A 16,093-nucleotide genomic window follows, 5' to 3' on the forward strand; every position below is an offset into this window, starting at 1 on the left:
ATGAAAGATATTAATAATATCTGGGAAGAGGCACTATCATATTTGTCCTTGGAGATAAGTAGACCTGGCTTTGAAACTTGGATTAAAACCTTAAAACCTCTTTATATAGAGGGAGAAAAAGTCATACTCCAAACACCCAACAAATTTTCAAAAGAATGGTTAGAAGAATACTACTTACCTCTTATCGAAGAGGTAATTAGGAAAGTAACCCAGAAAGATCTAAAAGTTGAAATATTAGCTGATGAAAAGGAAGAAACCATCCCAGAAGAAAAGAGAAACGAATATTTTTCTACATCATATAATAACTTAAATCCTAAGTATACTTTTGACACCTTTGTAGTAGGTGATAGCAATCGCTTTGCCCATGCAGCTGCGTTAGCTGTAAGTCAAAATCCAGGTAAAGCTTATAATCCCCTTCTTATCTATGGAGGCGTAGGTTTAGGAAAAACTCACTTAATCCATGCTATTGGTCACTTTATCCAAGAGAAGTTCCCTAAAACTCGAGTAGTTTATGCCTCTATGGAAAAATTTACAGTAGAGTTAATTGATGCCATCAAAGAAGACGGAATGACAAAATTTAGAAGTAGATATAGAAATATAGATGTCTTACTCATTGATGATATCCAATTCTTGGCTGGTAAGGAAAGAACTCAAGAAGAGTTCTTCTATACTTTTAACGCATTATATGAGGCTGGAAAACAAATTGTACTAACCAGCGATAGAGTCCCCAAAGAGATTCCTACTTTAGAGGATAGATTAAGATCAAGATTTGAATGGGGACTTATAGCAGATATTCAACCTCCTGATTTAGAAACCCGTATTGCTATATTGAAAAAGAAAGCAGAAGCCGAAAAAGCTAAGGTACCTGACGAGGTTATAGAATTTATTGCCTCTCAAATACAATCTAACATACGTGAATTGGAAGGAGCTTTAATAAGAACTATAGCCTTTGCCTCTCTAAATAATATGCCTATAAATTTAGAGTTAGCTAAAACTGTACTAAGAGACATTATTCAACCCCAAATAAAGAATATTACTATAGATAATATATTACAAACCGTAGCTGAATATTTTCACATAAGTATAGAACAATTAAAAGGAAAGGGAAGATCTCAAGAGATCGCTATACCAAGACAAATTGCTATGTATTTAGCAAGAACATTAACAGATCTCTCCCTGCCCAAAATTGGAGAAGAACTGGGAGGAAGAGACCATACCACAGTACTACATGCCTATGAAAAAATCCAAGAGCTCTATCAATCAGACCTCTCTATAAAAAAGGCTATACAAGATATTCAAAATAAACTTAGAAATTCCAATTCATAAATCATTTACTTCTTAAATATTTAAAAATCTCAGAATCTGGCGTGATAATAAGTACATTACCGGGAAGAGTCTTTTTATATATCTCAAGACTCTTTAAAAATTGATAAAATTCAGGATTAGAAGATAATGCTGATTGTAAAATTCTACTTGCCTCCGATTCTCCACTACCTTTTAACTCTTGAGCCTTTCTATAAGCTTCAGAAAGTATAACTACTTTTTTCTTTTCAGCCTCCGATTTTATTCTTTGTGCCTCTCTTTGACCTTCTGCTCTATAAAGAGCGGCCTGTCTTTCCCTTTCAGCAATCATGGAATCATATATCTTTCTTAAATTCTCCTCTGGAACAGACACCCTTTTCATTCTAACAGTACTTATCTCTATCCCCAACTCCTTTGCCTTTTCTTGAGATGACTTTGTTACTTCCTCAAATACCTCTTCTCTCTTTATAGAAACAATATCATCAAAATCGTATTGTCCTACTATTCTTCTCATTTCACTGTAGATAATATCATCAAGTCTAGCTTGAGCTCCAATCTCATTTCTTACAGTTTTTAAGAACAATACAGGATCAGCTATCCTAAATAAAGCAAAAGAATCAAGAATCATAGACTTCTTGTCTTTAGTTACCACTAAGGTAGGCTCTGAATCATATTCAAGAATTCTTTTCTCAAAAAATACTATTTGTTGGATAAATGGTTTTCTGAAATATAAACCAGGTTCCCTTATAACTCTTACTGGTTTACCAAATTCTAATATTACAGCTTGCTTAGTTATATCTACAGTAAAAGCAGAAAATAAAAAAATAACAAAAAATATTATCATTATTATAAAAAAAGTAATTCCCCACTTCATTTATTATCACCTTCCTGTCTAATAGTCATGGTTTGGGTGAATAAATCTCCAGGAAGATTAAATATCTTCATTCCACCCTTAGGATCATCTATGACTATAATCTTAACTTGAGGGAGTATCATCTCCATTGCTTCCATAAAAAGTTTTGTCTTTATAAGAGAAGGCGTTTTATTATATCTTTCAAGTAAAGCTTTAAATCTCTGAGCATCTCCTTTAGCTTTTTCTATTTGTTCTGTTCTATAAGCTTCTGCTTCTGCAATAATCTTTGCTGCTTGTCCTTCAGCCTCTGGAACAAGCTTATTATAATAAGCTTGAGCCTCTAATATTAATTTATCCTTCTCAGATTTAGCATTTATTACATCTTGAAAAGCAGGTTGTACTGGATCTGGAGGGATCACATCTTGTAATTGTACATTGAGAATCTTAATTCCAAAATTATTACTGTTAAGGATATTTTGTAATAAAATCTTTACATCATTTTGAATTTCTTCTTTTGAAACAGTCAAAATTTCATCAAAAAGATAACCCCCCACTACTTGTCTCATAGATGCTTGTGCCAAATCCCTCAAAAGTTTTTCTCCTTCTTTCACATAACTAATATATTTAACAGGCTCAGATATTTGATATTGAACTACGAAATCTAAATCCACAATTTTTCCATCTTTAGTTAGCAAAAGAGATTCTTCCTGAACATTTCTATATTGAGGGGGATTTAAAGTTATAGTTCTAAATCCTATCTCTAACCTTCTAATGGCCATTACATCCACTTTTATTGCCTGATCTATAAAGGGTAATTTCCAATGTAAACCAGGATCATGTACCGCTACAATCTTTCCAAATCTTTTGACTATTCCCACCTCTGCGGGTCCCACAAAGTAAAAACTTAATGATAAAGATACCAATATCAAAACAAATAAAATAATCCATACTATACTTTTTAAAGGCACTTTTTTCTTAAAAAAAGGAGGATAATCTTTAAAATTTTCCATATTTTAGACCCCCTTTATTTTCTTATAAAAAATGAAAGGATTCTCAAAATTAAAATCACTATTGAAATAAACTTAGATATTTCCATCTCCATATTTTCAATTTTATTGTTTTCAACATTCTTTGATAATATTTCCTCTATTTTTAAATCTAAATCCTTTGGTAAACTCGTTTCTTTTTGCTTCTTTCTTGTTTCTATACGCTCTTTTTGATATTCTTTATATCTCCTTAAAGATTGTATAGGTACCCACATTCCAAAACAGTTAACACAATAATAAATTAAAACATCCTTAGGAATTATAGGATCTCTCAAAAGTTTTAAAGATGTACCATCATTAGGACATTTAAGAGAATTACAATTTATATTATCCTTAAAATCTATATCTAAAGAATAAACATCATCAGGCTTCATAGATACCAATTCATATTTATCAAACCATATCCCCCCACAATGTTCACATTGATCTATCTCTAAATAAACACCATAGTGGGATGAAACTTTTTTAGGAATAAGAACATTTGAACAACATGGACAATTTTTCATTGAATTTTATTTATGTAGGGAGGACTAATGTCCTCCCCATAATTTTATCTCACCTCTACCACAATTTCTTTTATCCTAACATTAATCCCTGAATTTTCCAATAGCTGAATTGATATTAAATTCTCCTGATTTACATTAAACAAGTCTTTTATATTATACTTTAAGAGAATAAAATCTTTATCCTCAATAGATAATGGTAATGTTACCGTCTTTCCATTAACATAAATCACTAAGAATGGATCAATTTCTTCTTTTTTACTATTCTTTTCATCAAACATGAAATTTATTTTTAAAATCACATCTCTAAAAATAGATAATAGGGGTACTTTAACCTCAAATTTTCCTGTAGGACGAATAGCCAAAACATAATCTTTACCTTCCTTATCCATAAACACATTTTCCGCTTTTACCACAATAAGATTTCCATCATATCCACCTTTAGTAAAATTAATGTAATATCTTTTTACAGTCACTATTGGTGTAAGAGTGAAGAGATAACTGCTTTTTTCACCCCTTCTTACTAATATATCAGTATTCAAGTCCACATAGCCATCAAGGGATAATGTAAGTTTATATCTACCTTCTATAAGGGTTAAATTTAGAGGAGTTGTTCCCTTATATACACCATCAATAAATATCTTTGCCCCTTTAGGATTTGAATCCATATACACTTCTCCTAAATTCATGGGTTTTAATGTAACATTTATCCGTTTAAGATCTCCTGGAGCAAGATAGACTGTCTCATTATATTCTTCATATCCACTTAAAGAAATCTTCACATTATAGGTACCCGAAGAAAGATCAGTGAGGGATAAGGGTGTCTTCCCTTTATATACACCATTAATATAAACATCTGCTGAGGAAGGATTAGAGAATATATTTAATGTGGCGGGTAAAGGAACAAGAGTAAAGTTGTAAGTAGATACCTGACCTGCATATACGTCAACAAAACTCACATAGTCCTTATAACCACTTAGTCTCAGTTGTACCTGATATCTTCCAGGTGATACATTATTGATAACAATTGGCGTCTTTCCTCTATAAACTCCATTAAGATAAAGATCTGCCCCCTGTGGATAGGAATTGATATTTAGTGATCCATAATGAGGTACAAGACTATAAAATACATAGTTTGTTTGATTAGGTAATACTTTGACATTCTCTACTTTTTCTTGATAACCAGGATAGATTACCTTTAATTGATAAGTCTTATTGGCAGGTAAATTATATAATGTCAATGGAGTATACCCTTTAAAGGAACCATCTAAGTAGACACTTGCCCCTTTAGGCTCAGTGTCCACCCTCAAATTTCCATACACAAGTTTAAGATTAAAAGTATAATCTCTATCTCTACCCTCTTGAACTACTATATTTGTTGAATAATCTTCATAACCTTCCTTTTTTAGAGTTATCCTATAGTTCCCAGGATATAGCATTAAGGTAACAGGAGTATTTCCTTGTAATTGACCATCGAGATATACACGAGCTCCCGAAGGATTAGAATAGATATTTATCTTAGATTTAGATTGTACCTCTTGTTGTACATAAAAATATGTGACCTTTTGAGCCCATGTTTTTCCTTCTTCCTTCTTTAGAGACTTTTGAAGAGTTTCTAATGCTTTCTCTATACTTTTTTCTATAACACTTCCAGGAGCCATAGTTTCAAACTTCTTACCAGGAAAAAACTCAATAGGTTTTTTAGTTATAACTCCTACAATATATTCCTTACCAAACGGAGGAGTTACCTTAAATCTATAAGTCGGCTTATCAGGAAAAGTATATGTTCTATCTTTTTTTATAAAATTATCTTTTGAATAAGAATTAGGAAATATCAAAGTAAATTGACCATCTGGTGTTATATCAAAAATATAAAGATAAGCATCATCATTAGCCTTTGCATATATTATTAAATTTTCCCCAACCTTATATATGCTTCCTTCTGGTTTATTTAACCACAAATCAAGACTTAAAGATGTTTCAGGATTTGGTACTATTATAATTTTTTCCCATTCTTTTTCAGGTTGGATTTGTATTTTTTCCTGAGAATAAGAAATACCTATAGAAAGGATTAACAATAAAAGAAAAACAAACACACCTTTCCTCATACACTCTAACCTCCCTTTGAAGTTCTTTTTAGATGAGTATACAATAAGTTAGAAGTCTCTTTAAGTGATATAGCTCACTTTTATCAACCGTTAGTTAATGCTTTTTTCTTCTTTTTATTTTCATACATTAAAATATCCGCTTTATTAAGAAGCTCTTCAATAGATTTTTGTTCATCTGGGCTAAAGATGATACTTCCATAGCTCAAAGAAAGTCTATACATTCTATTTTCCATACTATTCTTCTCCTCAATCTTCTTGTTTAATCTTGTAATTAGTTCATCCTTATCCTCATCCTTTTCTATAATTCCTAGTACTACAAACTCATCTCCACCAACTCTTGCCAAAATATCATTTTCTCTAAATGTGCTTCTTAGAATTTCAGCAGTTTCTTTAAGAACCATATCTCCCACATTATGCCCCAAATTATCATTTATTACCTTCAAATTATCAAGATCAATAAATATGAGTACAAGCTTTTTCTTCAATCTCTTTGTCAAACTTATGGTATGTTCAGCCAATGTAATAAATCCCCTACGATTATATAGGGATGTTAGGGGATCGGTATTAGAGATCTGTTTTAACTCTTCTTCTAAGGCTTTTCTATAAGTAATATCCAAAAATGTATATAATACAGCCGGTTTACCCTTATATGTGGTATTTACAGCACAGACCTCAATGTGAACAGGCTTTCTATCTATGCTTCTTATGCACTTGAATTCATCAATAATATAACCAAGCTTTCTTTCAGTCAATTCCTTATACCTTAATAAGAATCTCTGCCTATTCTCAGAAACCACCGACTTTGCCAAATCATTAATATTGTTAAATTCTAAAGGATAACCCAAAATTTCTATAAGTTGAGGATTGACGTATACAATCTTCTCATCTTGAACAATACAGACCCCAATTAGGGATTGCTCCGAAAGAAGTCTAAACCTATCTTCTAACTCTTTATGAGTTTCCCATAGAAGATTTTCAAAAATCACATCTGCAAGTAAATTTGACCATATCAATAGATAGGATGTAAGTTTATCATCCAATGGATCTATCTTTTTAAACTCTAAAATGAGTATTCCCAAAATAGAATTATTCTTCCTTAAAGGAATTCCAATAGTGGATAACGATTTTAGTGTCATTGTCTTTATTTGGCTTTTTCTCACATCTGGAAAATACATTACTTTATCTTTATTTATTACATGATAATATGCATATCTATCAACATCTTTTTTAAATTCTCCTTCTAAGGATTCAGTAAAATGCCTAAATTTTAAATCTCCATTGTCCAAAAGTATTACACAACCAAATTTTGCTTCAAACATATGGATAATCTTATCAAATATGATTTTCTCATTATCCAAGTTGTTTTTTCTTCCTAATCCCTGAAAAACCTCTACCAAATTATTAAAATTTATTTCATCAATCTTATCCTCTATGGTTGTAACCGTTCCCATTATTTTCCCATCATTAGCCAATGGATAAATAGAAAACTCTTTATAACTCTCATATAAGTCAATTTTCTCACCATTCATAGCTCTCATGTAGTAAAGGGATTTATCCTTAAATTGAGGGACTACATCAAAAAGGTTTTTCCCTATAACCTTCTCATTACTTTTTAGAAAAGTTTGTTCAAAAGCCTTATTATAGAAGATTAATTTTAAATTTTCATCTGTAAAAAATACAGGATAATTTATATGGTTATATATGAATGTAGGTAAGAGATCTTTTAATTTCAGCCATTGCATTATAACCATATTTTTATACCTTCCCCCTCTTTAATCATTCGAATAATTTCTTTTAATTTATCACAAATTTTAAAAAAAATGCAATACCATTCAAATAATCTTCATGATAAAATTTTACTATGTTAAATCAAATCTTTAGAAAGGAGGAGAAAAATGAAAAAAATACTCTACATAGTTTTAGATGGACTGGGAGGCACTCCTGATCCAAAACTAAATGGAAAGACCGAATTAGAAGTAGCCAAAACTCCCAATATGGATGCATTAGCCAAAAAGGCAAAACTTGGGCTTATGGATCCTATTGGGCCTGGCATAGCTCCTGAATCAGATGCAGCAGTACTTAGTATCTTAAGTTATGATGTAGATAAATACTATACTGGAAGAGGTCCATTAGAGGCTCATGGTGCTGATATTGAAGTAAGAGATGGAGATTTGGCATGGAGAGCCAATTTTGCAACAGTAAATGAAGAAACTCTTGAAATATTAGACAGAAGAGCTGGAAGAAATTTATCAACTGAAGAAGCAAAAGCCTTAGCAGAAGAAGTAAATCAAAAGGTTAAATTAGATGGTGCTGATTTTATTTTTAAAGCGACAGTAGGGCACAGAGGAGTTCTGGTTATAAGAAAGAAGGATGGCAAACTTTCAGCTAATGTAGAAAATATAGATCCAGGGTATAAGAGACATGGACCTTATAGCATTGCTATTGCAAATCCATCTAAGGAAGTTCAAAAATGTGTGCCTCTTGATGATTCAGAAGAAGCAAAAGAATCTGCAAGACTTACTAATGAGTTTGTAATGAAAGCTTTTGAGGTATTAAAAAATTCTGAGATAAATAAAAAGAGAAAGGAAGAAGGTAAAAAACCAGCAAATATAATTCTCTTGAGAGATGCTGGTGATTCTCTACCGAAGGTTCCTACACTACAAAGTTTATATGGACTTAACTTTGGAAGTATTGTAGAAATGCCTGTAGAAAGAGGAATAGCTCTTCTTACAGGTATGAAAGAAGTACCCATAGAAGATTCCACTGATTATAAACTTTGGGCAGACAAAGTGTTATATGCATTAGAACATTATGATGGAGTTTATGCTCACCTAAAAGGACCAGATGTACCAGGACACGATGGACTATATGATAAAAAAATCGAAAGTATAGAGAAGATAGATTCTGTTTTCTTTGAAAATTTAATACCTAAATTGGATCTATCTAACGTAGTAATTGCTGTAACTGCTGACCATGCAACTCCTTGCTCCTTAAAATCCCATTCTGAAGATCCTGTACCATTAATGGTCATAACTTCGGGAATTACACCTGATGGCTTAGATTATTTTGGGGAGAGTGCTTGTGCAAAAGGAAGCATTGGAAGAATTAAAGGAACCGAATTAATGCCTCTACTTGTAAAAATTGCAAAGGAATAGGAAGTTGCTTTTAAAAAGAAATAAATTTATAATAAATATAAAAATATTTTAAGAGGGGAGTGAACAACATGGCATCAAAAGAACTGTTAGATCTTTTAAATGACGCTATAGCAAGAGAGCTTCAAGTATCCATTCAATATATTTGGCAGCATGTACAATGGAGAGGTCCTGAACATTTTGCTGTAAAAGATGAACTAAGAAAAATAGCAATTCAAGAAATGAAACATGCAGAAATTATAGCAGAAAGATTATTTTATCTTGGAGGAATTCCTACCACTAAACCATCTCCTATCTTCGTAGGAGAAAATTTGAAAGAGATGTTAGAACAAGATGTTAAAGATGAAGAAAATGCTATAAATCTTTATAAAAAGATTATTGAGAAGGCAAGATCGGAAGGAGATATCACTACAGCAAAGATCTTTGAAGAAATATTAAAAGATGAGGAAGAGCATCACGATACCTTTAGTTCTTTATTAGAGAAATAGCCTCTTGGGGAGGGGGATTTTATATCCCCCCTCCTTCTTTAGTATCCTTTCCATAATCCTATAATGAGCCCAAAACTCTTCTTTATCATTCAATTTAGGAAGATCAATTTCCATATTATACTTTCTTTCTAATGCTCTTTTTATAATATAATCCGCAAGATGAGGATTTTTTGAAAGAAGAGGTCCATGGAGATAAGTACCTATAAGATTTTTATAGATAATACCTTCAGTAAAATCCTTTCCATTATTCCCATATCCTTTAATAACTTTACCTAAGGACTTATAATTGTGATATGTTCTTCCACCATGGTTTTCAAATCCAACAAGAGTCTTTGGATATATAGGAAGATCTACTTCTATAAGTATATTTCCTATAAGTCTTCCTTTTTCAGCCTTTGTATAAAAATTTAATATAGACAATCCATCAATCTTATTCCCATAAGCATTCAAGTAATATTCGCCAAGAAGCTGATATCCTCCACATATAGCAAGAAATACTATGTTCTCCTCAATCAAATCCTTTAGTATATCCCTGAACTTAATTATATGAGAAAATAGAAGCTCTTGTTCCCTATCAGAGCCTCCACCTAAAAAAATAATATCTGCCTTCTCTATATCTTCTTCTCTATCTCTTGTAAAATTTAAAACCTCTACTTTTATCCCTCTCCATCTTGCCCTTCTCTCAAGGACTATAATATTTCCTCTATCCCCATAAAGATTTAAAAGATCAGGATACATGTGAAGAATCTTAAGTTCCATTCCTCAACCTCTTCATTATCAATTTTCTACTTTTAAAGAGAGCAGTATAGGTAGGAAGAATATATGTTTTAGCCTTAAAAGTTAATATTTTAAGAATAGCAGTATTAAGATTATTCTCTAAAATAATCTTATTAAGGGGTATTTCTGCATATTTTAATCTAACCAAAAGATCTTCAGCCCTTGTTCCCGAGCATATTACGGTAGAAATGTTATCATCTTTTATCTTCTCAAAATCTACATCCCATATCCAGGATACATCTCTACCATCTGCCACATTATCATTTAGTATTAAAAGAAGTACTTTTTCATTAGGATCATCTTTAATAGTATCTAATACTTGATTATAACCAGCAGGATTTTTTACAAGTACAAGAATCCTCTCATATCCCTCTAAGTTAAATTTTTCCAGCCTTCCTAATCTAAAAGAAAAGTTGGAAATTATATTTTTTAAAATTTCTTTATCAATACCTAAAACCCTACCAACAGAGTAAGCAGAGATTACATTATACAAATTATAGACACCAGGATATCTAAAGTTTAAAAAAACATCTTCATCCCCATCTTTTATATGAATAAGCCAATAATTTTCTTTATATTCTGCTGATAATATATAGTAATCATAATCGGGATTTTTAAAACCACATTCACAAAAGTATCTACCAAGTTGAGCATAATTAAAAAATTCATACTTAAGTATTTTTCCACACTTCGGACAATATATACTCTCTTTTATTTCTTCTGTATCCTTCTTCCTTACCTTATTTCCTATGCCATAATAAATTTTTCTATTAGGAAGGTCAGAAAACCTGGAAACAAAAGGATCATCAGCATTAAGTATTAATATATGTTCCTTACTATCTTTTATAGCCCCTTTAATTTTTTCAACAGTAGTATCTATCTCCCCATATCTATCCAATTGATCTCTAAAAAAATTAGTAATAACAACATAATGGGGTTTAAGATCTTTATAAACAAAAGGGAATATCCCTTCATCCACTTCAAAAACCCCAAAATCATAATAGGATGGATTTCTAATAAAAGCAGTAGCAATACCAGTTCTTAAATTTGCACCCTCCAGATTTCCTAAAGCCTTATAACCTGATTTTGTAATTATCTGAAAAATAAGATTATTAGTAGTAGTCTTACCATTCGTACCTGTAACAAGAATAATCTTCTTAAACCTATTTTTTATCTTTATTAAAAATTGGGGATCTATTTTCAAAACTACTTTACCAGGAAAGGTTGTTGCATCCAACCCTAAGATTTTCATAAACAAATATACAAGTCTTCCTACAAATAATGCTAAAGAAAATTTAATTTTTTCTAAGTTCATTTCTTAAACTTTCTAATATCTTCTGATAATCTACCTCACCATTTTCTACTTTATCCATTAAACCTTCTAACTCACGTGTAAAATCTTCCTTGACAAACCTAAAACGATCTTCATTAGAAATAAGATAGTTATAAACCTTCTCACCCAGTGGTGTAGGGATCAAATATCCATTCTTCTCTATGACATATCCTCTCTCAAGAAGCCTACTTACAATGGTAGCATAAGTAGATGGTCTACCAAGACCTCTCTTTTTCATTTCTTCCACTAAGGATCCTTGAGTAAAAAGAGGTACCTTAGGTATGGTATAGAAGAATTTGTTATTTATCACGTCTACCTTACCTTCTGGAACTCTCACAACTTTTATAGGAACAATCTTATTAAAACCATCTTGTATTATCTCTTCAAATAATTCCATACTTTGTACCTTATCAAGTACCTTTATTGTGATATCATAGCCTTTAAGTACAATATTTCTCATCTGAGATGCAATAAACCTCTTAAAGATAAGATCATAAATAGCTAAATGATCCTTAGTAAAACCTTCCAGTTCTCCCGAATATATCATAGATTTAATATCTTCCACATCAAGGACTCTTGTAGGCCTTATACATTCATGAGCTCCTCCCTCTCCCCATGTTCTACCTCTAAAATATTCTTCTCCAAATTGTTCAGTTATATATTCTTTAGCTATATTTATTCCTGTATCGGATACCCTAGTAGAATCAGTTCTATGATAGGTGATAAATCCCCTTTCAAAAAGATCCTGTAAAACTTCCATAGTCCGAGAAACTGATAATTTATATCTATCAGAAGCATCTTTCAAGATTACATCCGTTGTATATGGAGGTAAAGGGGCCTTTTCTTCAATCTTTTCTCTCTCCTTTAATACCTCTACCTTAGTTAAAGAATTAAAGAACTTTTGGGCTTCTTCCTTATTTTCAAATTCAAATCTCAATTCCAACCCTTCTTTTCTAATAATTACCAAATATATCTTTTTGTTATGTTCCTTAGCCCTTTCTATTACCCAACCAAGAACTGGAGTCTGTACTCTTCCAGCAGATAAATAATTTCGAGAAAATACCTTTTGAATAAGCTGAGAAAGCTCAAATCCTACCCATCTGTCCGATATTCTCCTCACTACTTGAGCCTTAACCAAATTTTCATTTACATCTCTAAACTCTTTTAAAGAATTTAATATGGCTCTCTTTGTAACTTCATGAAATTCCATTCTCTTAATATCCTTAGCAAAAATAGCACAAAGATTTTTAAGATCCCACGATATTTTTTCTCCTTCGGTATCAGGATCGGTAGCTACAAGAATCTGATCAAATTCCTTACTGGCTTCCCTTAAGGCATTTACAATATTTTCCTTTCCCTCTATTGTTTCATAGACTGGAATAAATTTTCCATTTTCTAACACCCCAAAATATCCCACTTCCTTATTTAAATCGAAAATATGCCCAAAGGATGATGTAATAACCAAGTATTTATCTTCCGTAATAACCTCATAGAGCTCCTGACCATCTATATTTCTAGAAATAGGTTTCCCAAAAAAATTTGCTATAGTCCTTGCTTTATGAGGAGATTCCACAATTACCATTACAGGTTTTAGGAAGTCATCTCTTCTTCCCTCTCTTCTTCTAACTCTTACTCTATCCTCATCTATCTCTTGTAGTATCTTATCTATGTCTACTGTATTTGCATTCTTAAAAACTATATCTGAACTAAACCACCAGCGTGCTTTTCTTATCAGGTTATTAAATACCTTTCTATCGTCCACAAGTATATAACTCAAACCTTTAGATATTCCCCCCACATATAATCTTGAAGTTCTACCTGATGCCTGCAAATATCCCGTAATATCAGCTACCACAAGAGACCACTTTCCATTTTCTTCTCTAATTGATATATCATCAGATGTATTTATCTTATGATATATCTCTCTCGATAGAATAAATCTTTTTATATTGTCTCTTAATTCATCAACTTTATCCTTTGGCGGATTTATCACATTGGAGAACCTATTTAAAGTTTTTAACCACCTATCAACTGTAGCTATGTATTTTTCAAGGTTTTTGTCTCTTGCTATAAGTGGTCTTAAAGAGGATAAAGCTAAAAGTAAATGCCTTACATTGCCTTCCAGATCAAGATTTACTGAAATTTTAGGTACACCATAAAAAATCGCATATCTAATAACTTCAGGAAGATCAAGTCCTCTTGCTAAAGGATTTCTATAAGAGGATATACCAATAAGAACTTGTATCTTCCCTTGTCTGTAATCCTCTAAGACCTCTTCCGTAAGATTATCATAAGATTCACAAGAAATACTATTTTGATTTAAAAGATTCTTTATTCTATCAATATGCTCCCTTCCATAATCCGATGATAAGAATACTAATCCACCCTTTCCAAATCTCTTTACTCTCTCAATAAGAATTTTATCTAAATCCTCTACCTCTTCATAAACATCTTCCACATTTCTCAAGTAAAATACAGGCCTACCCACATCAAAAGATAAAAGCTCTTTAAATAATCTAATTCTTTCAGATCTTGGATTACTAGTAGCAGAAGATACTACCATTACACCTTTTGCTTTTTTGCTTATCTTTCGTATCTCTTCTTGAAGAGTTTTTATATCTTCTTGATTTTCTTCACTATAATTTCTTCTTAGTTTAATATACTTTAAAGTTTTCTCTATATCCTCCTCGGTAAAACCTAAAAGATATAAAGCCTTATCAATATTTTTTGCAGTTTTTAGAAAAGAGTCCACATCATCTACGAATATAAAAGAAAAATCTCGAGGAATTATATCCACATTTTTATAAAGAAACATGGAGGTTGTAATAAGAATTTTAAAATCCCCATTGATAAGCCTTTCCCTTTTTTCTTCCTTTTCCTTCTTAGTTTCATCAAGACCAAAAACCAAAAGGTCCTTTTCTCTCACTTTATCCTTCAATTTTTCATAACTTTGAAGTATTAAAAGTCTTGTAGGAAGAATAATATAAGACTTTTTGTTCTTCTTAGCAAAGTATATAGAAGATGCAAGCCCTAAGGATGTTTTACCTATACCTGTTGGAGCAAGAAGAGCAAAAGACCTACCAAGAAGGAGTTTTCTTGCCCAGAATTTCTGTAATTCCCATGGATAAAAACCGACAAAATTTCTAAATATTTCTTCCCACTTTTCATACTCATCCTTTAGCTTACAATAATCCCTAAGACCTTTAAGAGATATCAAACTACAAAGGGCTTCCCCGACCTTTTTATCAGGCATACAGTTTTCACAGGGAAGCCCTTCAAGAAGCCTTTCTGAAGATATATCTCCCCCACAGTTCGGGCAAAGATTTCTAAATATCGCTTCCATCATTCCTCCTCTAAGGTTAGGCCTATATTATGAGCTCCAAGAAGTGGTGATAAAGTAGCAATAATAACTTGTCCTGAAAGATTAGAAATAAATCTTTCCAATAAATGTGCATCTAAAACATTTACAGGCTCATCAAAAAGGAATACTGGCTCGTAATGCTTTGTCTTTTCTATTAAACTCTTAAAAGCAAGGACAATAGATAGATAGAATAATCTTTTTTGTCCTTCTGAAGCATAATGTTTAGCTTGGTTTCCTTTGTAATACAGAATATAATCATCCTGAGTGTGAGGACCCACAGTAGTAACACCTCTTGCTATATCTTCCTCAATATAATCTGCTATATTTTTACCTTTGAACTCACTCTTATATTCTATCCTAAATATGGGATCAAGATATTGAGATAATTCCTCTATCATCTTTTCCCTCTTCTCCACAATCTTTTCTGCCAATGGTTGCATCTCTTTTGCTAAGTATAACACATAATTTCTATCTATTTCATCCATTTTAAGATTTTCATTTCTCTCTTCTAAAAGTTTTTCATAATTTCTTAGTGTCTCATAATAATCTAAATCAATCAGAGAGAATATATCATCAAAGAAATCTCTCCTTTGAGTTGCATATCCATCAATCATAGAATAGTTTCTGAAGCTAAAAGGTATGGCGATAAAAATCTCTTGAATATCTCTGAACCTTTTAACTTTAAATCCATCAAGATAAGCTATCTTTTCTTTTTTACTTTCATCTTGCCAGTAGGTTATCTTTATTACATGTCTCTCATCTCCACTTAATACTTTACCTTCTACCTCAAAATAATTCTCTCCAATTTTTAAAATTTGAAAATCTCTCGCTCCTCTAAAAGATCTGGGATTCGAAAGATAGGAAATAGCCTCCAATATGGAGGTTTTTCCAGAACCGTTTGGACCATAAATTACGTTTACTCCATCTTTAAAATTTACAGAAAAATCAGAAAAATTTCTAAAATTTTTTAATTTTAATTCTTCAATGACCATTCTCTTCTTCTCCATAATATCCCCCCTTCATATATATTAATTTTTACTATATATATTTTAGCTATTTATATAATTGAAATCAATAGGCTTTATATTCTCTTGACATTATTAATATAAATTATAAACTTATATATGGTTTAGCAGTCACCGTTAAAGAGTGCTAAAATTTAAAATAGAG

12 protein-coding genes are annotated in these 16,093 nt (G+C 31.6%); 3 read left to right on the plus strand and 9 right to left on the minus strand.

Annotated elements, in window-relative coordinates; all coding sequences use genetic code 11:
- On the plus strand, window positions 1-1,326 hold the full coding sequence (gene dnaA / locus ACY3JM_RS00005; protein ID WP_463082742.1) for a chromosomal replication initiator protein DnaA: 1,326 nt from the start codon (window positions 1-3) through the stop codon (window positions 1,324-1,326).
- Window position 1,327: 1 nt separating this feature from the next.
- On the opposite strand, the gene hflC is transcribed toward dnaA, so the two are convergent.
- The 5 genes from hflC to ACY3JM_RS00030 form a co-directional block, all read right to left on the minus strand.
- Entirely contained in the window at window positions 1,328-2,176 is an 849-nt protein-coding gene (gene hflC, locus ACY3JM_RS00010) for a protease modulator HflC (RefSeq protein ID WP_463082743.1), read from the minus strand.
- Window positions 2,173-3,165, minus strand: coding sequence for an FtsH protease activity modulator HflK (gene hflK, locus ACY3JM_RS00015; RefSeq protein ID WP_463082744.1), 993 nt, complete (start codon window positions 3,163-3,165; stop codon window positions 2,173-2,175). The genes hflC and hflK overlap by 4 nt, the downstream gene beginning before the upstream one ends.
- Before the next feature lie 14 nt (window positions 3,166-3,179).
- Window positions 3,180-3,707: a TFIIB-type zinc ribbon-containing protein gene (locus ACY3JM_RS00020; protein ID WP_463082745.1), complete on the minus strand. Its 528-nt coding sequence runs from the start codon at window positions 3,705-3,707 to the stop codon at window positions 3,180-3,182.
- A gap of 44 nt (window positions 3,708-3,751) precedes the next feature.
- On the minus strand, window positions 3,752-5,812 hold the full coding sequence (locus tag ACY3JM_RS00025) for a PEGA domain-containing protein (RefSeq protein WP_463111369.1): 2,061 nt from the start codon (window positions 5,810-5,812) through the stop codon (window positions 3,752-3,754).
- Window positions 5,813-5,895: 83 nt separating this feature from the next.
- Window positions 5,896-7,563: a sensor domain-containing diguanylate cyclase gene (locus ACY3JM_RS00030; protein WP_463082747.1), complete on the minus strand. Its 1,668-nt coding sequence runs from the start codon at window positions 7,561-7,563 to the stop codon at window positions 5,896-5,898.
- 144 nt (window positions 7,564-7,707) lie between these two features.
- On the opposite strand from ACY3JM_RS00030, the gene ACY3JM_RS00035 reads away from it, so the two are divergent.
- Window positions 7,708-8,967 (plus strand): alkaline phosphatase family protein, encoded by a 1,260-nt coding sequence (locus ACY3JM_RS00035; protein WP_463082748.1) that lies wholly within the window; start codon window positions 7,708-7,710, stop codon window positions 8,965-8,967.
- Between the two features lie 68 nt (window positions 8,968-9,035).
- Window positions 9,036-9,452 carry a ferritin-like domain-containing protein gene (locus ACY3JM_RS00040; protein ID WP_463082749.1) on the plus strand — a complete coding sequence of 139 codons (417 nt, stop codon included), beginning with the start codon at window positions 9,036-9,038 and terminating at the stop codon, window positions 9,450-9,452.
- Here ACY3JM_RS00040 and ACY3JM_RS00045 read toward each other — a convergent pair.
- From ACY3JM_RS00045 to recF, 4 genes are read right to left on the minus strand one after another with little or no spacing between them, the layout of a single operon-like run.
- Window positions 9,441-10,211 (minus strand): type 1 glutamine amidotransferase, encoded by a 771-nt coding sequence (locus ACY3JM_RS00045; RefSeq protein WP_463082750.1) that lies wholly within the window; start codon window positions 10,209-10,211, stop codon window positions 9,441-9,443. The genes ACY3JM_RS00040 and ACY3JM_RS00045 overlap by 12 nt on opposite strands.
- The gene (locus ACY3JM_RS00050) at window positions 10,201-11,544 is read right to left on the minus strand and encodes a MurT ligase domain-containing protein (protein ID WP_463111370.1); all 1,344 of its coding nucleotides are present in this window, start codon (window positions 11,542-11,544) and stop codon (window positions 10,201-10,203) included. Before ACY3JM_RS00050 ends, ACY3JM_RS00045 begins: the two co-directional genes overlap by 11 nt.
- The gene (rgy, locus tag ACY3JM_RS00055) at window positions 11,525-14,908 is read right to left on the minus strand and encodes a reverse gyrase (RefSeq protein WP_463111371.1); all 3,384 of its coding nucleotides are present in this window, start codon (window positions 14,906-14,908) and stop codon (window positions 11,525-11,527) included. The genes ACY3JM_RS00050 and rgy overlap by 20 nt, the downstream gene beginning before the upstream one ends.
- Entirely contained in the window at window positions 14,905-15,930 is a 1,026-nt protein-coding gene (gene recF / locus ACY3JM_RS00060) for a DNA replication/repair protein RecF (RefSeq protein WP_463082753.1), read from the minus strand. The genes rgy and recF overlap by 4 nt, the downstream gene beginning before the upstream one ends.
- Window positions 15,931-16,093: the final 163 nt, after the last annotated feature.

The sequence above is a fragment of the Dictyoglomus sp. SSW genome (assembly GCF_055181335.1).